Genomic DNA, 20,092 nt, shown 5'->3' with positions numbered 1-20,092 from the left:
GGCAGTGTTTTTCTCTAAGCGTAAGGATCAGGCCGTTATTGACTTTGAAACTGAAAGTTTACAATTTTGGTCGGGGCGCGGGCGACATCCACCGAAACGCTGACGCGGTGTTTTCCGCCGCCCAGAGCAACGCCCCGTAAAGGCGAGACGTCCGAAAAATCACGCCCCCAGGCCACCGTAATATGCTGCTCCAGCGGAATCTGATTATTGGTCGGGTCAAAATCTACCCAGCCCGCCTCTCCCGCATAAACCGAAAACCAGGCGTGCGATGCGGCGGCGCCGACCAGGCGCTCCTTGCCCGGTGCGGGAAGGGTCTCGATATACCCGCTGACGTAGCGCGCCGCGAGCCCCATGGAGCGCAGACAACCAACTCCCAGGTGGGCGAAATCCTGGCAAACGCCGCGTCTGTTCTTCAAGACCTCCGCCAGGGGGGTGGCAATTGTGGTGCCGGCGGGATCGTAGGTGAAGTCGCGGTAAATGCGTTCCATCAGATCCCGGACCGCCTCGACCAGCGGGCGATCGGCTTGAAATGAAGGCAAGGCATAATCGGCCAATGCCTGAGTGCGTGGAATCATTGGTGAATCGAAGAGAAAAGGGATGGCCTGCAGTCGGACTGGATCCTTCTCCGTCGCCAACAGGATCTTAAGCTCGTCCCAGGTGTGGAGGTTGGCGTCGAGCAGTAGTTCGGGGTCCGGGGTGATCGAAATATCACTGTTGGCTGTGACCAGTAATTCCTTGTGGGGGTTCTGGATAGCAAAGTGGGTGACGCGGTTGCCAAAAAAATCGCTGCGTTCGCGTACCCCGGAAGCGGGCGGACAAATCTGCAGCTCACTCGAGAGACATTTCTGATTTGCGGTCTCTCGCGGCAGGAGGCAGGCCTGGTTCCAGCACAGCCCGACGGGGGCGCTGTAGCTGTAGCGGGTCGAGTGGGTGATGTGAAAATTCATGAAGCCTTCTTCCCCTCAACATTGTTCCCGAGTTGCTGCGGCACGAGCACCGGACTGAAATAGAGCTGCGTCAGGGCCTCCAGTAGCTGCTCCAGCCGGTCTTTCTGCGAGACCAGCAGTTTTTCAAGCAAGGGATAGGTGCTGTCGCTCCCCGCAAGTTGGGTCAGTTGCGTATGGTTGGCGTTCCGCAGTTCGGTGATCGCTTCCGAGATCATCTTTTTATCCTGGCCGGGGCCTTCGATCAGCTGTTCACGTGGCAGGGCGTCGATGTGACTTTGGAGCTGCTGCAGTTGATAGGCCAGCGCACGCGGGTAGTTTTCATCAAGCAGGAGAAGCTCCAGGATGGTCGAAAGTTGCATGAACGAGCGATAGCGGCGCCGGAAAACGATCAGGCTGTTGCAGGTTTCCAGCACCGATTCAATCATCTGGGACTCCATGCTCGCTTCATAGCAGGGGACCAGGGTCGCGCGTAACAGAGTGATCAGGTTGATGGCCCGCTCAAGTCTCCGGCCGATATTCAGCAAAAGCCAGGCCGTCTCGCGTGACATATTTTCATGGGTCAGACCGCTGAATGCCGAGAGTTGCAGGATCAATTTATTGACGCTGGCGTTTAGCTGGCCACTGCCGATCTGACTGACAGCAATCTTGGGGTTCCAGTTTTGGCGCATATTGTCGACTACCAGCCAGGCGTCAGCGGGTAAGAGATCCCTTATCGCGTAGGTCGCCCTGCTCAGGCCACGCAAGGATGCTCTCAGGCTCCCCGGTCTTTCTATCTCCCGGGCGAGGGAGAGGAGCTCAGCCCGTGGATCTGCCAGCTTCTCATCGGCACCCTCCCCGATAAAGCCAGGGAAGGTTGAGGTCAAGTGCGTCAAGGCGCCAAGGAGATGATTCAGGCGCTGGTGGTCATCGGCGTCACGAAATTCATTGTATTCCAGTATTTTCGTCAGGATCGCACGAAGCAGTCGCGCGGTTGCTTCAGTTCGTTCGGCGTAACGGCCTGCCCAGAACAGGTTCTCGGCGGCTCGGCTCGGTAGAGAGCCGACAATCGGCTGAATTAACTGGTTGGGTTGCGCTTTACGCCAGAGGTTGACCTGTTTCTCCGGCTCCCGGGTCAGCACCCAGGTGTCCTTGCTGATGCCGCGCTCCTGATTGGAGAATATTTCACCGGAGGCCTGAGGCGCAATTCGGGTCAGTCCGCCCGGCATGGCGACATAGGTCTGATCCTGCGCGGTGAGGAAGGTACTCAAGATGCTCTGACGTTGTTCGATCTTGTCAGATACAAATGAAGGGACCGTCGACAGGCAGGCCAGCTCCTGTCCCACATACAGGTGCGGGTTGGCAAGGATTCTCTTTCGCCAGCTGGAGAGTTGTATTTCATCCAGGCTCCCCGGAATAAATTCTGGCAGTCCGGAGATCGGATGGATCGGCTTGACCATGAGTTTGTTGAGGTTCTGCAGCACAAATTCACGCTCGCGTGGTTGACCACACCACCAGGTTGCGACAGAGGGGAGCAGAAGTTCTTCCTGCAGCAGGTGGCGTGAAATTCCCGGCAGAAATGCGAGCAGGGCAGGGTTTTCGAGGACGTTGCTGCCGATATGATTGGCCGTAACGACATTGCCGAGGCGGATCGCTTCCAGCAGGCCTGGAACGCCGAACATCGAATCACCGCGCAGCTCAAGGGGATCACACCAGTTATCATCCAGGCGTCTCAGGATGACATCGACCTGACGCAAGCCACCGACCGATTTAAGCCAGACACACCCATCCCTTACGACCAAATCCCCGCCTTGCACCAGGGTATAGCCAAGATAAGAGGCCAGATAGGCATGTTCAAAATAGGCGCTGTGACCGGGGCCGGGAGTAAGGGCGACGATATGCGGTTCCGCCTTGTTGTGCAGTGCCAGTTGGCTGAGGTTGTTGCGCAGGGCGCGATAATACATGGCCAGACGGTGGACCTGAAAATCCTGAAAAAGCCTTGGAAAGCTGCGGGTCATGACGATGCGATTTTCCAGGGCATAACCAGATCCCAGCGGAGGCTGGGTGCGGTCTTCCAGGACCCAGAAGCGTCCGTCTTTGCCGCGGGTCAAATTCGCCGAATAGATATTCAGATGGCGTTTCTCGGAGGAGAGCATGCCGACGCAAGGCAAGAGGAAACCCTGGTGGGCGAAGATTAGTTCCGGTGGCAATAACCCTTTCTCTGTGAGAGTTTGCGGGCCATAGATGTCAGCAAGAATCAGGTTCAGGAGCGTCGCACGCTGAACGAGCCCCGCTTCAATTTTTCCCCATTCCTCATCACTGATGATCAGTGGCACGGGGTCAAACTGCCAGGGGTGTGCGCGGTCTATCGTATCAAAGACATTATGTGTGGCCCCATTTTCGCGCAGCAGACGTTGCGCTTCTTTGCGTCGGCGATTCAGGCGTTTGCTGCCGATCGTTTCGAGGGACTGCATAAGTTTCTGTTCGTGCGCGGAGAGAATCCCTTTGCTGAGGCAGAAATCTGTGTCCTGACTGAGCTCGGTTGCATAGGATTGTGAACCGGCATTTTGGCGTTGATCTGATTCTATTCTCACGTCAGCTATCTCACTGCCCGCCATGATCGGTGATCACGGCGGAAAAGGTCATTTGGGTGGTGCACAGCGCAAATCCAGGGTGTACGGAAATTCTTCGTTCGGTTCTTCCACCGGGGGCGCCATCAGATTCGGTGGTGTTCCCTGCGGGAAGAAGTGGCCTGCGGGGGCATAATCGGCCTGGGCCTGAATCGGCCCGGGGCTGTGTTCGGTCACGGTAAACAGCGCACCGCGGCGCGACTCGGCAGTTAAGGCGTTGACCGGGAAATCATCATAATTGCGCCCGCCCGGATGGGCGACATGATAGGCGCAACCGCCGATGGAGCGGCCGGTCCAGCTGTCGATGACGTCAAAAATCAGTGGAGTATGGGGCTTGATGGTCGGATGCAGCGCCGAAGGCGGCTGCCAGGCCCGATAACGGACCCCGGCGACGAACTCATCCTTGCGCCCGGTCTTGCGTAACGGCAGTCGGCGGCCATTACAGGAGATGACATGACGACCTTCGGTCAAACCAGTGACGTGGAGCTGCAACCGTTCCACCGAGGAATCGACGTAGCGCGCGGTTCCCTGGCTGGTGACCTCTTCGCCCAGCACATGCCAGGGCTCGATGGCAAAGCGCAGCTCCAGTTCGATCTCGTCAATCTGCACCGTGCCGTAACGCGGGAAGCGGAATTCGAAGAAGGGATCGAACCATTCCAGCTTGAACGGGTACCCGGCCTTTTGCAGATCGGCGACGATCTCCTTCATATCCTGCTTCACATAATAGGGGAGGAGAAAACGGTCATGCAGCTCGGTCCCCCAGCGCACCAGATTCTGTTTGTAGGGTTGCTTCCAGAACCAGGCGAGCAGGGTGCGCAAGAGCAGATTCTGGACCAGGCTCATGCGCGCATGCGGGGGCATTTCAAAGGCCCGCAGCTCAAGCAGCCCGAGGCGGCCGGTGGCGCTGTCCGGTGAATAAAGCTTGTCGATGCAGAATTCGGCCCGATGGGTGTTGCCGGTGACATCGATGAGCAGGTTGCGCATCAGGCGATCAACCAGCCAGGGTTCGGCGACCTCTCCTTCGGGCATCTGCTGGAACGCGATCTCAAGTTCGTAGAGTGAATCGTTGCGCGCCTCGTCGATACGCGGTGCCTGGCTGGTCGGTCCGAGGAACATGCCGGAGAAGAGGTAGGAGAGTCCGGGGTGATGCTGCCAGTAGGTCACCAGGCTGCGCAGCAGGTCGGGACGGCGCAGGATCGGGCTGTCGGCCGGGGTGGGACCGCCGAGGGTGATGTGGTTACCGCCGCCGGTGCCGGTATGGCGTCCGTCCTGCATGAACTTTTCGGTTCCCAGCCGGCATTGGCGTGCTTCTTCGTAGAGCCGCGTGGTGTTCTCGACCAGCTCGTTCCAGCTGCTGACCGGATGGACGTTGACTTCGATAACCCCGGGGTCGGGAGTGACGGCCAGTTTTTCAAGCCGTGCGTCACGCGGCGGTTCATAGCCTTCAATAACTACCGGATGCTGAAGTTCTTCAGCCGCGGTCTCGATGGCCGCGATCAGGTGGAGGTACTGTTCCAGGGTGCTCAGAGGGGGCATGAAGAGATGCAGGCGCCCGCCGCGCGCCTCGATGCACAGGGCGGTGTGGGTGATTTCAATCAGCGGGGTCTCTTCATCGCTGCGGTCTGCGGTCTCTTCGGCACCTGCCGCCGCGCTGGAAATTTTGTCGTGAAAGTCGTCCAGTGCGGCGCGTTCGGCGAACTGGTCCTTGTCGTAAAATGGCTCACGTTTCTCCGGTGCCACCCAGGGGAGTGAATCGAGGGGGAGACGCATCCCCATAGCTGAGTCACCGGGGATCAGGAACATCTGTTCACGTTTGAAATCCCAGGGGCTGCTGGCCCAGGTCGCTTTCTGGTCGTCCCATTTTAATGGCAGGGCATAGCCGACCGGGTTCCCTATTCCGCGATCAAGCGCCTGCGCCAGGGCACGGCGTTCAGCCGAATCTTTCAGATCGACCTTAAGCGGGTCGAGGTTTTTGGGAATGGTGCCCTCTTTCCACAGCCAGTAGAAGACATCCTCGAAGCCTGCGACCAGATAGTTATTGTTGATCCCCAAAAGCGCGGTCACACGCTCAGCCAGGTTCAGCGCATCGGTATCGGTGAGCTTGTAGTCTTTATGGATGTCGGCGAGCAGCGTCGGGTTTCGCCAGATGGGGTTGCCGTCCTTGCGCCAGAAGATGCTGTTGGCCCAGCGCGGCAGTGGCTCACCGGGGTACCATTTTCCCTGGCCGAAGTGCAGCAGGCCGCCCTGGGAAAAGGCGTCGCGCAGGCGCAGGGTCAGGTCGTAGGCGAGTTCCCGTTTGTGCGGGCCGTCGGCGGCGGTGTTCCACTGGGCGCTCGCCATGTCATCGATGGAGACAAAGGTCGGCTCACCGCCCATGGTCAGGCGCATGTCGGCGGCGACAATTTCGGCATCGACCTGCTGGCCGAGGGCGTTGACCATCAGCCATTGTTCATCGCTGTAGGGCTTGGTGACGCGCGGGTCTTCATGGATCCGGGTCACGACGTTGCTGTGGGTGAATTCGACCTCGCATTTTTCGGTCGCGCCGGTCACCGGCGCAGCACTCGACGGATGCGGGGTGCAGGCCAGGGGGATGTGTCCTTCGCTGGCGAGGAGCCCCGAGGTCGGGTCGAGGCCGATCCAGCCGGCGCCCGGGATATAAACTTCGGTCCAGGCGTGCAGATCGGTAAAATCTTTCTCGGGGCCCGAAGGGCCATCCAGCGATTTTTCATCGGATGACAGCTGGACCAGGTAGCCGCTGACAAAGCGTGACGCCAGACCGAGGTGACGCAGCACCTGCAACAGCAGCCAGGCAGAATCACGACAGGATCCGATGGCGCGCGACAGGGTTGTCTCGCAGCTCTGAACCCCGACCTCCATACGCACCGAATAGTTGACGACTGACATGATTTTCTGATTAACCTCGATCAGAAAATCGATAGTACGCTTTTCGCTGCGGTCAATGCTCTCGAGAAGTTTTTTCAGCTGCGGACCGGGTTCAATTTTAGCGAAGTAGGGGGCTAACTCAGAACGCTCCAGCGCCTCATAGGTGAAGGGATAGGTCTCGGCATACTCTTCAATAAAAAAGTCGAAGGGGTTATAGGCCGTCATGTCGGCTATAACCTCGACCTTGATGCTCATCTCGTTGGTTTTTTCCGGAAAAACCAGCCGCGCCAGGTAGTTGCCAAAGGCGTCCTGCTGCCAGTTTATAAAATGTTTTTCCGGAGTGATTTTGAGTGAATATGCATGAATCGGAGTGCGGCTGTGCGGCGCTGGTCGCAGTCTGATGACATGGGGAAAAATCGAAATCGGACGATCAAATTTATAGCTGGTGTCGTGATTACAGGCGATGCGGATGGGCATAGAAAATCCTTGTGGAAGAGTGACACAGATGGCTCTCAAGAGAGGCGCAAGCTGGTATCTGATATATGACCAATGAAGTTCTAAAATAGCATATGTACTGACAAACGAGGAGAAATGTTTTTGTTCTGTTTATCGCGGCAGCGCAGAAACAGTGCCTGATCTGGGCGACTGTTGATGAGATGGTCTCCTAGAACGGCATACCCGGCAGCGACTGCACCAGAACCTCCATTCCGGAGAGAATATCACCCCCACCGAACTGATGGAAGATCGACACGTCGGCGGCATCGCGACCATAGGCGATGGCAATGCGGCCACCGCGGCTCTGGTACTGAGTCGGGTCGAAAGTATACCAGCGCCCACCGACATAGGCCTCGAACCAGGCGTGCAAATCCAACGGCTGAAGACCGTAGAGGTACCCGACCACCAGGCGCGCGGGAATGCTGATGCTGCGGCAGAGTGCGATGCCAAGGTGCGCCAGATCACGGCAGACCCCTTCGCGCCGCGTATGAACTTCAGTTGCAGAAACCTGAAACGGACTCGACCCGGGGGTGTACCGGATGTTGTTGCGAATCCAGTCGTCGATGCACGCTACCTGGTCATACCCGAGTGTCTCCCCGGTGACGATTTCGCAGGCGATGTCGCCAAGTCGGTCGGACTCACAATAGCGGCTCGGAAGCAGGTAAACGAGTACGGCCTGGGGGAGGTACTGTACTTCAATAAATCTGGAACCGGGGGCACAGTCCACCCCCTCTGCTGTCATAGCCAGCGCGGAGGTTTGAATAGACAGGGCTCCTGATGGTGCGACCAGGCGCTGGCAGAGGTTGCCATAGCTGTCGGTAAATTCGACCATGGGGAGGTTGGGGTCCAGCCTGTAGTCTTCGCGCGCGATCCACTGCTGCGCTCCGCTCTGTGGGCGTAACATCAGCATCAGGGCGGTTTGCGAATCCATGTGAAAGTCGAGCTGACAGGTCGCTTTAAGCCAGATCATGTGTGAAAACCCTGACGCATGTTGAGTAGAGTTACAAAAATGGCGTTAGTGATTAAAGCCGATCTATAACGTCCTGCAGCTTTTTCTGAATCACCAGCGCAATCTCGCCGAGCGCGGGGTTGTCGACCGCCTGCATCGAAGCGATCGGGTTAACGGCCCCCACTTCGACTTCCCCCGTCTCCAATTCCTGCACGATGACGTTACAGGGGAGCATGCTGCCGATCCAGGGCTCGGCCTGCAGGGCTTTATAGGCGTAGGTCGGATTGCAGGCGCCCAGAATCCGGTAGTTGCGAAAATCAACATCCAGCTTCTTTTTGAGGGTCGCCGTAACGTCGATTTCGGTCAGGACACCAAATCCTTCCTTTCCTAGTTCTTCGATTACCCGCTCAATGGCTTGTGCGAAAGAGATATGTACCTTTTTATTGAAGACGTAATCCATGGAAAATACCTTTCTTGAGACAATCAGGTGAAGGGGCTACACCCTTCATTCTAACAGAAACCTGAGCGTCGGCATTCTTCTGTGGCGGCATGACATCCTTTTGAGCTGAAACAGGGGATGGCGTTGAACGCGCCACAAATTGCAAAAAGCCCATCTGCAAGCGGATGGGCCTTTTGGTTAGTACTGCGAAGCTGTCTTTGGCGTTGTTTACTCTGTGACAACGACCGGAGAGGGCATTGTCTCAACGTGCAGTGCGGGGTCACGCAGTTGTTGCCGGGTTTGAAGTTTGCTTTCATCTGCGGTGCCGGTCATCGTTGAATCTCTGAGTTGAGACTGGTCACGCACGCGGGCCTGTGTCCGAGTTCGCGTCTGCATGGCCGAACCACTCAGGCCCATGGCGTTACCGCCCATGCGGGTCATGCTCGCCGAGCCGTTACTCATGCCAGCACCATTACCGGAACCGCCGCGGGCTTCAGCAACTATTTGAGTTCCTACGAGACTTGCCATGATGACCGCCGCTAAAAATAAACTTTTCATGCTGTTTTCTCCTTCGGTAAGTTGTTTGATTACCTGTTTAGACGCAGGGGTGACAGAAAGGTTTACCCGGGGCTTATGGATTTGTGATTTTTTTAAAATGAGATTGTCTCAAATAAAAGGGTGGCATCTATTTCAGACGGTTTAGCCAGCATTGGCACCGCCAGAAATCGTGTCTTACATGTTTGCCGCTGCTGGGTTATTCTTAAATAAAACGCGTCCGATAATTTTTTGTTTTTATATTAGGTAGTCCGATGATCCAATTTCTCACTGCTATCGGCCTTGAATGCTGGCGCATCCTGCTTGAGGCCGCGCCCTATGTGCTGTTCGGCTTTTTTGCCGCCGGACTGCTCAAGGCGCTGGTGCCTGAGGATGTCGTGGTTCGCCATCTGGGGAAAAGCAGCAGCGGCTCGGTGTTCAAGGCGGCACTCTTCGGTGTCCCGCTGCCGCTTTGTTCCTGCGGGGTCATTCCCGCGGCGATCGGCCTGCGCAAGCAGGGGGCGAGTAAAGGCGCTGCGGCTTCGTTTCTGGTTTCGGTGCCCGAGACCGGGGTCGATTCTATCGCCATCACCTGGGCGCTGCTGGGGCCGTTGATGGCAGTGGTGCGGCCGATTGCGGCCTTTCTGACGGCGACCATTACCGGGTTGTTGATCAACCTGTTGCCGGAAGAGCCGCTGGATAAGGCGCTGGCCGCCAGCTGTGAGTGTTCTGTTCCCGGTTGCGCGGACGCCGGCCACCAGCATGTCGAAGCTTCCCTGTGGTCGCGGGTTCGCGCCGGGCAAGCCTACGCCTTTGGTGACCTGCTCGGTGATATCGGTAAATGGCTGCTGCTCGGGGTCCTGCTTGCCGCGGTGATTTCGCATCTGGTGCCCGAAGTGCTGATCGCGCGTTACCTGGGGAGTGAATTTGTCTCGCTGCTGATCATGTTGCTGGTCGGGATTCCGCTCTATATCTGCGCCAGTGCGTCAACGCCGATTGCAGCCGCGCTTATTTTGAAAGGCCTGTCGCCCGGCGCAGCACTGGTTTTTTTGCTGGCAGGTCCGGCGACCAATGCGGCAACCCTGACCCTGGTCCTGCGTTATTTTGGACGGGCGGCGACGGTGATCTACCTGGCGTCCCTCGCACTCTGTTCACTGCTGTTCGGGTTTTTGCTCAACTGGGGTATCGGCATCACTGGTCTTGATCTGATGCCATGGGTCGCACAGGCTGGAACAACGGCCTCATCCCCGGTTGAGGTGATCTCTGCGATCCTGCTGCTGCTGCTGATTGTCAGAAATCTGCTGCCGGGTATCAAGGGCTCGAGTGATTGTGGCTGTGGCGATTCCTGTTCTTCCTGAAAAACGGGTTTCATTCCTGTCTACTGTTCCCATCTAGATATTTTCGGAGAGTCCATGCCTGATTCCAACGACTGGCTCAGTTTTGACCGCCAGCACCTGTGGCACCCCTACACCTCTATGACCGACCCCTTGCCTGTCTTCCCGGTGGTCGGCGCCAGCGGAGTCCGCCTTAAACTGGCAGATGGCCGCGAACTGATCGATGGCATGGCCAGCTGGTGGTCTGCTATCCACGGCTATAACCATCCCCGTTTAAACGCCGCACTCAAGCAGCAGATCGACCAGATGTCCCATGTCATGTTCGGTGGCTTGACTCACCCTTCCGCCGTCGAACTGGGGCGTAAACTGGTCGAACTGACCCCGGCACCGCTGCAGCATGTCTTCTTCAGTGACTCAGGTTCGGTTGCGGTCGAAGTGGCGATGAAGATGGCGATCCAGTTCTGCTACAGCACCGGTCGTCCAGAAAAACAGCGCCTGCTGACCATTCGGAACGGCTATCATGGTGACACCTTCGGCGCCATGTCGGTCTGTGACCCCGACACCGGGATGCATCAAATCTGGTCGGGCCTGCTGCAGCATCAGCTGTTCGCCGATGCGCCCCGCTGCCCTTTCGGCGCAGACTGGGAGCCGCAGGATATCCTCAGCCTGCAATGCCTGATCGAGGAGCATCACTCACAGCTCGCGGCGGTCATTCTTGAACCGATTGTGCAGGGGGCGGGGGGGATGCGCTTCTACCACCCGCAATATCTACGCGAAGTGCGGGCACTCTGCGATCAGTATGATCTGCTGTTGATCGCTGACGAAATTGCGACCGGGTTCGGGCGTAGCGGTAAACTCTTCGCCTGCGAGCATGCCGGGATCTCGCCTGATATCCTCTGCCTCGGCAAGGCGCTGACCGGCGGCACCATGACCCTGGCGGCAACCCTCACCACAGCGCGCGTGGCCGAGGGCCTTTCGCAAGGTGAGCCGGGGGTCTTTATGCACGGCCCGACCTTTATGGGCAACCCGCTAGCCTGCGCGGTCGCCTGCGCGAGTATCGACCTGTTGCTCGATTCGGATTGGGCAGTGAACGTTGCCAGAATTGCCGCCGGTCTTTCCTCGGGCCTTGCCCCCTGTCGCGAGTTGCCGCAAGTGGCTGAGGTGCGGGTGCTCGGCGCCATCGGGGTGGTCGAGATGAAGGCGCCGGTGGTGATGGCCCGGATTCAGCCGGAATTTGTAAAACAGGGGGTCTGGGTGCGTCCCTTCGGCAAGCTGGTCTATGTGATGCCGCCCTATGTGATGTCGGATCCAGATCTGGCAATCTTGATGGCCGCTATCTACCGGGTCGTGGCGCTGCAATAACGACAGGGTGCCTGCATGTCAAACCATCCAGAAGCTCTTTCCCCCGGCCCGCGCGCCGCTACAGGTGATTTCGATGTTGAGTCTTGAATTTATCGATCTGCTCAAAGCCCTCATCCGCCAACCCAGCGTCGTGGGCGCCGAGCATTCCTTTTTTCGCGTCCTGCAGCGCGAACTCGAAGAGCGCGGTGCGCAGGTTACCTGGTATGAGGGGTTGCTGGTGGCCCAGGGGAGCAGGCCTTTGAGCGCCATGTTTTCAGCACATATCGACCGGCATGGTCTGATCTGTACCGGCCCTGATGAGTTTCAGTATGCCGCGTTTATCTCTGGTAACCGGACAGATCTGCTGAACAATTCGGTCTCGGAAGAGCTGATGAGCAAGATCACCGGGCGCTTTCAGTCGGTGCCGGTTTATGCTTATGAGCCCTGGTCCGGGGTCTATCGCGGCAATGGAATCATCCGTTCTTCGCATGTCTGTGAGTTCAGAAATAACCTGATTTTTGAGACCGAAGGGCTGGACACCGTCGTCGCCGGCACGCCGGTGGCTTTTAAGGATCGGCTCAAAATAACCAACGGCCGACTGGAGGGGCAGCTGGATAATGTCCTGACGGCTGCGGTGCTGGTTCACTTGTTCAGCCTCGGCTTTGAAGGGACCGCTTTTTTTACCGCCCAGGAAGAAGCGGGGAAGAGCTGGCGCTATCTGCTGGAATGGTTTCGGCGCTTTGGGGGGTCAACCAATCGCTTGTTTGTTGTTGATACCAGCCCTTTCCGTGACATTGAGGCGGCCAACGGCCAGCTTCTGGTGTTGCGTGAAAAGGACGCCAATGCCACTTTCAACCGCGAGGCGACTACGCTGATTGAGCGCCTCTGTCAGGAGAATCGACTGTCTTTTCTGTACAAGAATCGTTATGTCGAAGCCGGCAACGCACAGCGCGTGCTTTCCGGGGAAAAGCCGCGCTCCCTCGGCAGTACCGAGATGGGTCGAATCATCGCGGCCTCGAACAGGCTGGTTGACGGGACCACTATTCAGATCCCGACCTTCGGTTATCATACGATGGAAGAAAGTGCGGATGCTGAGTCGGTGGAGGCCTTCATTCGCCTGCTGACCGTCATTTCTCAGGTCCTGTGAGTCGTAGAAGAACCTGTATCAGGAGGATCCTGCCCCGCTATATGGTCGATGTTTCCAAATTCTAATCCAATGCTGCTATCTTTTTTTGCCGTCCGGGGGTACTATGTAAGACCAACCTGGCTGACACCCTCTTTAGACTCTTGAGCCTTTCTGTTCCTCGGTTAAGCGTCCGGTGTGTCGTCAGGTCTATTTTTGAGACCTGTCAGGCTTGCCTCGAAACCCTGCTGAGTGCTTGGTCGTTTCTGGTGTGCTTGACTATTTTTTCACTAAAGGGAGTTTCATCAATGAGCAGTACCCCGTTGTCAGCTGGCGATTATATTGCGGCCAAGTGTTCCAAGTGCGCGCAGGAAACCAATCACACTATCGTTGCTATGGTTGAAGATACACCGGTCAAGGTCAAGTGCAACATCTGCAGCAGTGAACACAAGTTTCGTAAGCCCGCCGCGGCAAAGAAGCCGGCTGTGGCTAAAAAACCCGCGACCCGACGAGCAAAAGCGGATCCGCTGGCCGCCGAACGACAAAAATGGCAGGACCTGGAGTCGTCGTTTAATTCCAACGCCGCGCTGGCCTATTCCATGGAGCAGACCTACAAGTTGCGTGCATTGATCAATCACCCGACTTTCGGTCTTGGGCAAGTTCAGGTACTCACCGGCACCCGCAAGATGCAGGTTCTTTTTGCAGACGGCGCCAAGGTTTTGCGCTGCGGTTAAAAACGATAGCCAGTCATAAGTTGATTAAAAAAGCCGGGCACTGATTGTGTCCGGCTTTTTTTATTCTGCGGAGAGAGCTTCAAGGTTATGCAGTTGTCGGCGGGTAGTGTTGATCGCACGTTGTGAGGCCGTGTGCTGGGGGTGAAACTTATTTATCTGCTCCCAGATAGCAAGGGCTTGCTGCAGCTTCCCGCTGCGATATACCAATAACCCGCGTTCGAGCAGCTGGTCTGCACAGTAATCAAGCTGTTTGTTCAGCTGCAGCAGATCTCTTTCCCTCCTGGCCAGGCGCGCGCTGTTTTTTTGCAGGTTGTCGATCGCATCGCTATACAGTCGACCGGCTACGGGGTAGTCCTTTTGCGCCAGGCGTTGTTCGGCTTGCGCTAACAGGCCCGCGAAAGCTTGCGCCCAGGTGTCTTCAAATTGTTGGTTCCAGCCGCCCTGTTCCTGGAGGGCACCCAGTAACCTGAGAGCCCTGCTGTAGTCTCCCTGACGCAGGGACAGGTCGATTTGGGTTTGAGGGCTGCGGGTATGCTGGTGCTGCGGGACGGGTTGCCCCGAGGTTTTCGACCCTTCAGGTATCGTCGAGCCGGCGCAGCCGCTCAGCACAAAAGTGAGGACGAGATAGAGAAGGATTTTTTTCATCACTGGCTCGAGACCTCCAGCTCTGAATGGCCCTGCTGTTGGAGTGTCGCAACGAAAATATCGGTCAGGTACGGGGCAAATTGGGTTCCGCGGAAGCGCTGAATTTCAGCGACAGCGGCTTCGTGTGGGAGTCCTTGACGATAGGGCCTCGAGGTTGTCATGGCGTCGTAGGCGTCGGCGATCGCCACGATCTGGGCATTCAAAGGAATTTGCTCATCGCATAACCCATCAGGATAGCCCTGACCATTGTACCATTCGTGATGGTGTTTCACCGTCGGAATATGACAGTGCAGGGAATTTGCCAGTTCGAGGATTTCAACCCCGTGGTGCGGGTGCTTCTGAATACGGGAATTCTCAAGGTGATTGAGAGGCTCGCGTTTATTGAGAATGTTGTCCGGGACTCGGATCTTGCCGATATCATGGAGCAGGCACGACATTTCCAGCTCTTTTAGTTGTGAAGTATCAAGTTCAAGTTGTTTGCCGAGCATCACCGCGAGCCGGGCGACCCGGGCGGAATGCCCATAGGTGTAATTATCGCGCGCATCGAGCGCTCCGGCCAGAATGCGGACGATATCATGATAAGACTTTTCAAGATCGGCCGAAGAGTCCAACAGACCCTGCCTCTGATGGACAATTTCGGCGGCCATGGCGTTAAAGCTGCGGGTTAATCCCCCCAGCTCATCATTGGACAGCACCGGGACGTTGACTTTCCCTGCGCCCGATTTGAGACGCTCGACGCCCTGATAAAGTTGGGTGATCGGTCGGGTAAAGAGGCGGGAGAGAAAGACTGTCCCGAGGGTACCGCAGAGCATCGCGAGGCTGGCGATAAAGAGGATACGCCAGTGAGCGGCCGAACGGGCTGCGACTAACGATTGCGGGTTGAGTCCGATCACGACCTCACCGACCCGGTGCGCGGAAAAGTTGATCGGCAGACTGAATTCATAGACGGTCAGGCCGTTGCGAAAAACACGCGTGATGCGCAAAAGACCATCGCGTTCAATGAGCTCACCTTCCAGGCGTGGCCAACGTTTACCCTCAAGTTCAAGCTGGCTGTGAGCGAGGATGGTCTGAGAACGGTCAAGGATCGCTACGTAGGTGAGATCCTCCTGGCTCCTTTTTGTCTGGGCTGCCAGATTGTCGAGAGCCAGACGGTCATCGCTGAGAATGCTGTATCCTGCCGAGCTGGCGATGGCATAGACGGTGGCAGCGCCCCGTTTGATCATGGAGTGCATCAGAACATCGTTCATGATGCTGATGACGAGAAAAGCCGTGCCAAAGGTGAGAAGTGCGACCAGGCTGATAACCAGCAGAGTCAGTTTAGAGCCGATATCGTCGAACTGGCGGGAAATTTTACGCGGTAAAAAATGGCTGAGGCTTCTGCGTACGCGGGAGGTTAATCCGAAAGGTTGTTGCCGTTGAGTTTTTCGGTTGCGCCGGACAGGCTCATTCATGCGAGGAACCTTGTCCCCCTCTGATGAGATATATTCGGGTTAGATTCAGCTCCGAAAGTTGTATAACCTGAATTTAGAAAATGAGGCAAACAAAACATCCGCCTTTCAAGCGGGGATTGACAAGACAGAATTCAAGCGAAAAATACACATGTCTTGACCCGTACGAATCGGTCAGTCCGCCCGGAAACAAAAAAACGCGGACGTCACATGGAAACGACGTCCGCGTTTTTTTTGGTTATTTTCTGCGGTTAACCGGTTTTTTGAAACCGCTCGCCGGTTTGCCGAAGGTGCGTCTTTTGGGGGCCTGCTTCTGGCCGCCATCAAGTGAGATTTGTAACTGCTGGCCTCGGACCCAGACCTTGGCCAGTTTGGCAAGGACCTCTGGTGAGAGTGATTTCGGCAGGTCGACCAGGCTGAACTCCTGCATGATCTTGATCTTGCCGATCATCGAAGAGGGCATGTTCCCTTCGTTGCTGAGGGCGCCGACCAGATTGCCCGGCTCCACGCCGTGAGTGCGACCGACCTCGACGCGATACTGCAGGCGTTCGATATCATAGTTTTGTTGACTCGAACTGCTATGTGTACTCTCGCGCGGCTCACGTTGCGGCGGGAGGGATTCGACCCGCTCCTCGGGCTGCAGCGGACGTTCCTTTTGCAGCAGGAAGGCGAGGGTTGCAGCGATGCGGCGAAAGCTGACATCGCTTTCATTTTGATAGCCATCGATCAGGTCTTCAAAAAATTCGAGGTCCTGCGCCTCCATCGCCTCAGTGACCAACTCCTTGAATTGGCTGACGCGGCGATCGGTGACCTGCTGACGGCTCGGCAGACCCATCGGCTTGATCTTCTGCCGCGTGGCGCGTTCAATGGCGGCGATCATACGTTGCTCGCGCGGAGCGGCAAAGAGGATCGCCTTGCCAGCGCGTCCGGCGCGTCCGGTCCGGCCGATGCGGTGAATATAGGCTTCAATATCGTTGGGGATATCGTAATTGATGACGTGACTGATCCGCTGTACATCAAGCCCACGGGCGGCGACATCGGTCGCAACCACGATATCGAGTTTGCCGTCGCGAAAGCGTTCAACCGTTTTTTCGCGCGCCTGCTGGGTCATGTCACCATTCAAGGCGGCGCATGAGAAGCCCCGCGCTTCCAGCTTTTCGGCCAGCTCGACGGTGGCAACCTTGGTGCGGACGAAGACGATCATCGCCTCTGTCTCTTCGACTTCGAGAATCCGGGTTAACGCATCCAGCTTGTGCATCCCCTTGACCTGCCAGACATACTGGTCGATGGTCTCGGCGGTGCGGGTTTTGGTCTGGATCCGGATCTCTACCGGGTTTCTCAGGTTGCGTCGCGCGACCCCGTTCACCTCGCTGGGCATGGTGGCTGAAAAGAGTGCGGTCTGACGCTCGGCCGGAGCGTGGGAGAGGATGTCTTCGACGTCGGCGATGAAGCCCATCTTCAACATCTCATCCGCTTCGTCGACCACGACCGTGCGGATATTGTCGAGTTTCAGGGTGCCGCGGCGCAGGTGATCCTGAATCCGGCCGGGGGTGCCGACGATGGCGTGAACGCCACGCGACAGCTGGCGCAGCTGCTGAACCATACTTTGTCCGCCGTAGATCGGCAGAACATGGAAATCTTTGAGGTGACGCGCATAGGTCTGGATGGCCTCGGAAACCTGCAGGGCCAGCTCGCGGGTCGGTGCGAGCACCAGAATCTGCGGCACGCGTTTTTTGAGGTCAAGCATGCTCAGCAGCGGTAAAGCGAAGGCCGCAGTCTTGCCGGTTCCGGTTTGGGCCTGGCCGAGAAGGTCGCGCCCGGCGAGGAGCGGCGGGATACTCTGGGCCTGAATTTCAGAGGGGGATTCATAGCCGAGTTCTTTGATGACTTTGAAAACGTTGGGAGCAAGGCCGAGATCCGCGAACCCGAGCGGTTGAGATTCTGTCATGGTCTATCTTTCTTAAAGGGCTGAAATACCCGGAAGTGATTCGTAGAGGGTGTTTTGAGCAATTGTGGAAGGTAAGCAGCGAGGACCATCCTGAAACCCTACCATCCGAAGGGCGAAAGTATTACCGCGTCTGGCTGATTAGATCAATAATTTTCTTCGATATTTTAGAGAATTAGCGAATTTTTGCGCTATTTTGTCTGTTTGATCTCGCCGCAACGCAGCGCCTCTTCTTACCTCGATCATTTGGTGCTGGGGGCGATCCAGAAATCTATCCGTCATCAATTTGCCTTCACTGCGTAACCACTCCCAATCGCCGAAAAGGGGAGGTCCAGCTTCAGCTCGGGAACCTGAATGCCGATCCAGGCGGTAAAGGTGTTGCTGTTGGGGCCAGGGAAGAGGGTGTATTCCTTTCCCCAGGGGTAGCGCCGTGCGGCGGTATCAACTTTTTGAATCAGGGCGTCGACCCCCTGCCCGCGATGTTCGTTGAGGAGGCGTGGCTGTTTCCCGTACCACAAACGATCCGGTAGATCTGCTGCAATGCGCACCACGCTCCCCATGGCCGGCAGACGCCAGCCGATCACTTCGTAGACCGTATAGTGATCGGCACCGCTCGGCTTGGCCGCGATCCAGGTGTGGATGGCAAACCAGCCGCGCCAGCTCCAGGCCGGAGCACCGTAGATCTGGAGGACCGCTTCGCTGGTGGTTGCAGGGTCGGGAGCAAGCCCGGATGATGCGCGGCTGGCGTGATGCCAGTCATTGTGGGTGGCACAGTTGGACAGAGTAATAAGCAGTACAATCATGGGGAACAGAAGCTTCAACGCTTTTTTGACAGCTGGTCTCATTTTTGGGCCCATAGGCCTTATTCTACTCTCATAGCTCCTGCCGGGTAAATGGTGGACATACGTCAGAGCTGAACTTCTGTTAGACTGAGATTCTGTGAATCACCCATGAGAGCGGAGATCTTATGTTGAATTCTGAGCTACAGGAACGTGCAGCGGGGGCAATGATGGGTGCCTTTATCGGAGATGCGCTGGCGCTCGGGCCACACTGGTATTACGATCTGAAGCAGCAGTGGCAGGATTACGGGACCTGGATCGATGATTACACCGATCCCCGGCCGAATCGATATCATGCCGGGCTCAAGGCAGGGCAGTCCTCTCAGGCCGGGATTTTGATGCGCATGATGACGGAGTCGTTGGTCGAGAAGGGGGAATATCGCCAGGCCGATTTTTGCCGCCGGCTTGACGAGGACCTGTTTCCGCAGCTGGATGGGACCCCGGCAAATGGACCGGGAGGTTATACCAGCCAATCGATCCGGGAGGCCTGGCGACGCCGGGTCGAACAGCAGCTTCCCTGGGGGGAAACCGGGGGGCATGCTGATGACACCGAGTCGATTGAGCGGACCATCCCCCTCGCAATTCGTTATGCATCATCGCCGGCGCAGCTCGCTGAAAACATTGCAGCCAACACCACCCTGACCCAGATTGACGACACGGTGGTGGCGATGACGGTCGCGTTCGGGGCCACCCTGGGTCAGCTGGTCCAGGGTCACCCTTTCGATGAGAACATTTCGACGCGCTTGATGCGGTTGGTAAAAACTGGAGACTTACCCTTTCATGCGGTGACGGCTGATAATCTGCAACCACCACAACCCGGCGACCCGGACCCTCCACGGGCAGGACGCTTTGCCTCACCCGATGCGCTGCTGTCGCCGATGTACATGGTGCAAGCCGCGCATGATCCGGCCATCCGTATCGAGCCAGCCTGGAAAGTCTCGTTGGTATACGGGATGCCCTGCGCCATTTATCACCAAGTGCCGGCAGCCTATTATCTGGCTGCGCGCTTCAGGGATGATTTTGAATCCGCGGTACTGCATGCTGTCAATGGCGGCGGGCAGAATATGGCACGGGCTATGTTAACTGGTGCTCTGGTTGGTGCGCAGGTCGGTTTAAAGGGGATTCCACAGCGCTTCATAGACGGTCTGGAGGATGCTGCCGGGCTTCTCAGTTTGGCCCATGGATTGGCGGCTCAGGTATAATAATCACGACAACCAAGAATCAATATTGTTTGCTGTGACTCAAACCACAAGAAATTTAACCACAGGAGAAATGAAATGGCTGAAGAACGTAGTGGCGTTATTACCTTCAAGGGTAACCCGATGACAGTTTGTGGCCCGGCACTAAAGCTGGGGGCTTCGGCCCCCGCGTTTCAGGTGGTTGACAATGCGCTGCAACCGGTCACGCAGAAAACCGCCGCCGGGAAGATTCAACTGATTACGGTGGTCCCCTCGATCGACACCCCGGTCTGTGACACCATGGCTCGGCGTTTTAACGAAGAGGCGGCCCAATTGCCCGATGCGGTCGAGATTTACACGATCAGTCTGGATCTGCCCTTCGCCCAGATGCGCTGGTGCGGCGCAGCTGGAATCGAACGGGTCAGGATGCTCTCCGATTATCAGGAGCGCTCTTTCGGCCTGAACTACGGCGTGCTGATCAAGGAACTGAAGCTGCTGGCGCGGGCGGTTTTCGTCATCGATAAGGCCGGCAAGCTCGCCTATCAGGAGATCGTTAAAGAGGTCACCGATGAGCCGGATTATGCGGCGGCTCTCAATGCGGTCCTCAAGCTCGCTGAATAAAGGAGACACATTCCGCAGCTCAGACAGGCCT

At 56.9% G+C, this 20,092-nt stretch carries 16 protein-coding genes; 6 read left to right on the top strand and 10 right to left on the bottom strand.

Annotated features, from left to right (window positions below):
• Positions 1 to 35: 35 nt before the first annotated feature.
• From D888_RS0116380 to D888_RS0116355, 6 genes are all read right to left on the bottom strand, one after another.
• Entirely contained in the window at positions 36 to 947 is a 912-nt protein-coding gene (locus D888_RS0116380) for a transglutaminase family protein (protein WP_020677656.1), read from the bottom strand.
• The gene (locus tag D888_RS0116375) at positions 944 to 3,517 is read right to left on the bottom strand and encodes a circularly permuted type 2 ATP-grasp protein (RefSeq protein ID WP_169513296.1); all 2,574 of its coding nucleotides are present in this window, start codon (positions 3,515 to 3,517) and stop codon (positions 944 to 946) included. Before D888_RS0116375 ends, D888_RS0116380 begins: the two co-directional genes overlap by 4 nt.
• 48 nt (positions 3,518 to 3,565) lie before the next feature.
• The gene (locus D888_RS0116370) at positions 3,566 to 6,913 is read right to left on the bottom strand and encodes a transglutaminase family protein (RefSeq protein WP_020677654.1); all 3,348 of its coding nucleotides are present in this window, start codon (positions 6,911 to 6,913) and stop codon (positions 3,566 to 3,568) included.
• A gap of 187 nt (positions 6,914 to 7,100) precedes the next feature.
• Positions 7,101 to 7,901: a transglutaminase-like domain-containing protein gene (locus D888_RS0116365; RefSeq protein ID WP_020677653.1), complete on the bottom strand. Its 801-nt coding sequence runs from the start codon at positions 7,899 to 7,901 to the stop codon at positions 7,101 to 7,103.
• Positions 7,902 to 7,953: 52 nt separating this feature from the next.
• A complete protein-coding gene (locus D888_RS0116360) occupies positions 7,954 to 8,340 on the bottom strand; it encodes a DUF302 domain-containing protein (RefSeq protein ID WP_020677652.1) in 387 nt (128 codons plus the stop codon).
• Positions 8,341 to 8,547: 207 nt separating this feature from the next.
• Complete coding sequence (locus D888_RS0116355) at positions 8,548 to 8,877, bottom strand: hypothetical protein (protein ID WP_020677651.1); 330 nt, start codon at positions 8,875 to 8,877, stop codon at positions 8,548 to 8,550.
• A 254-nt stretch (positions 8,878 to 9,131) separates the two neighbouring features.
• On the opposite strand from D888_RS0116355, the gene D888_RS0116350 reads away from it, so the two are divergent.
• The 4 genes from D888_RS0116350 to D888_RS0116335 all read left to right on the top strand — a co-directional run bounded on the left by D888_RS0116350 (position 9,132) and on the right by D888_RS0116335 (position 13,385).
• Positions 9,132 to 10,211, top strand: a complete 1,080-nt coding sequence (locus D888_RS0116350) for an SO_0444 family Cu/Zn efflux transporter (protein ID WP_425402585.1) — start codon at positions 9,132 to 9,134, stop codon at positions 10,209 to 10,211.
• A 54-nt stretch (positions 10,212 to 10,265) separates the two neighbouring features.
• On the top strand, positions 10,266 to 11,549 hold the full coding sequence (gene bioA / locus D888_RS0116345; protein ID WP_020677649.1) for an adenosylmethionine--8-amino-7-oxononanoate transaminase: 1,284 nt from the start codon (positions 10,266 to 10,268) through the stop codon (positions 11,547 to 11,549).
• 73 nt (positions 11,550 to 11,622) lie between these two features.
• On the top strand, positions 11,623 to 12,675 hold the full coding sequence (locus D888_RS0116340) for a zinc-binding metallopeptidase family protein (RefSeq protein WP_020677648.1): 1,053 nt from the start codon (positions 11,623 to 11,625) through the stop codon (positions 12,673 to 12,675).
• Positions 12,676 to 12,959: 284 nt separating this feature from the next.
• Positions 12,960 to 13,385: a hypothetical protein gene (locus tag D888_RS0116335; protein ID WP_020677647.1), complete on the top strand. Its 426-nt coding sequence runs from the start codon at positions 12,960 to 12,962 to the stop codon at positions 13,383 to 13,385.
• Between the two features lie 60 nt (positions 13,386 to 13,445).
• Here the strand turns inward: D888_RS0116335 and D888_RS0116330 are convergent, their stop codons facing one another.
• The 4 genes from D888_RS0116330 to D888_RS0116315 all read right to left on the bottom strand — a co-directional run bounded on the left by D888_RS0116330 (position 13,446) and on the right by D888_RS0116315 (position 18,268).
• Positions 13,446 to 14,030 carry a membrane lipoprotein lipid attachment site-containing protein gene (locus D888_RS0116330; RefSeq protein ID WP_020677646.1) on the bottom strand — a complete coding sequence of 195 codons (585 nt, stop codon included), beginning with the start codon at positions 14,028 to 14,030 and terminating at the stop codon, positions 13,446 to 13,448.
• Positions 14,030 to 15,481, bottom strand: coding sequence for an HD domain-containing phosphohydrolase (locus tag D888_RS0116325; protein WP_020677645.1), 1,452 nt, complete (start codon positions 15,479 to 15,481; stop codon positions 14,030 to 14,032). The genes D888_RS0116330 and D888_RS0116325 overlap by 1 nt, the downstream gene beginning before the upstream one ends.
• Positions 15,482 to 15,716: 235 nt before the next feature.
• On the bottom strand, positions 15,717 to 17,426 hold the full coding sequence (locus tag D888_RS0116320) for a DEAD/DEAH box helicase (RefSeq protein ID WP_020677644.1): 1,710 nt from the start codon (positions 17,424 to 17,426) through the stop codon (positions 15,717 to 15,719).
• A gap of 278 nt (positions 17,427 to 17,704) precedes the next feature.
• Entirely contained in the window at positions 17,705 to 18,268 is a 564-nt protein-coding gene (locus D888_RS0116315) for a DUF3750 domain-containing protein (protein ID WP_033423747.1), read from the bottom strand.
• A 122-nt stretch (positions 18,269 to 18,390) separates the two neighbouring features.
• Between D888_RS0116315 and D888_RS0116310 the strand changes: the two genes are divergently transcribed.
• Positions 18,391 to 19,464 (top strand): ADP-ribosylglycohydrolase family protein, encoded by a 1,074-nt coding sequence (locus D888_RS0116310; protein WP_020677642.1) that lies wholly within the window; start codon positions 18,391 to 18,393, stop codon positions 19,462 to 19,464.
• 75 nt (positions 19,465 to 19,539) lie between these two features.
• On the top strand, positions 19,540 to 20,061 hold the full coding sequence (tpx, locus tag D888_RS0116305) for a thiol peroxidase (protein ID WP_020677641.1): 522 nt from the start codon (positions 19,540 to 19,542) through the stop codon (positions 20,059 to 20,061).
• Positions 20,062 to 20,092: the final 31 nt, after the last annotated feature.

The organism is Geopsychrobacter electrodiphilus DSM 16401, assembly GCF_000384395.1.
GTDB lineage: Bacteria > Desulfobacterota > Desulfuromonadia > Desulfuromonadales > Geopsychrobacteraceae > Geopsychrobacter > Geopsychrobacter electrodiphilus.
The sequence above is the reverse complement of the archived record's forward strand: the minus strand, read 5'-3'. Positions and strand labels throughout refer to the sequence as shown.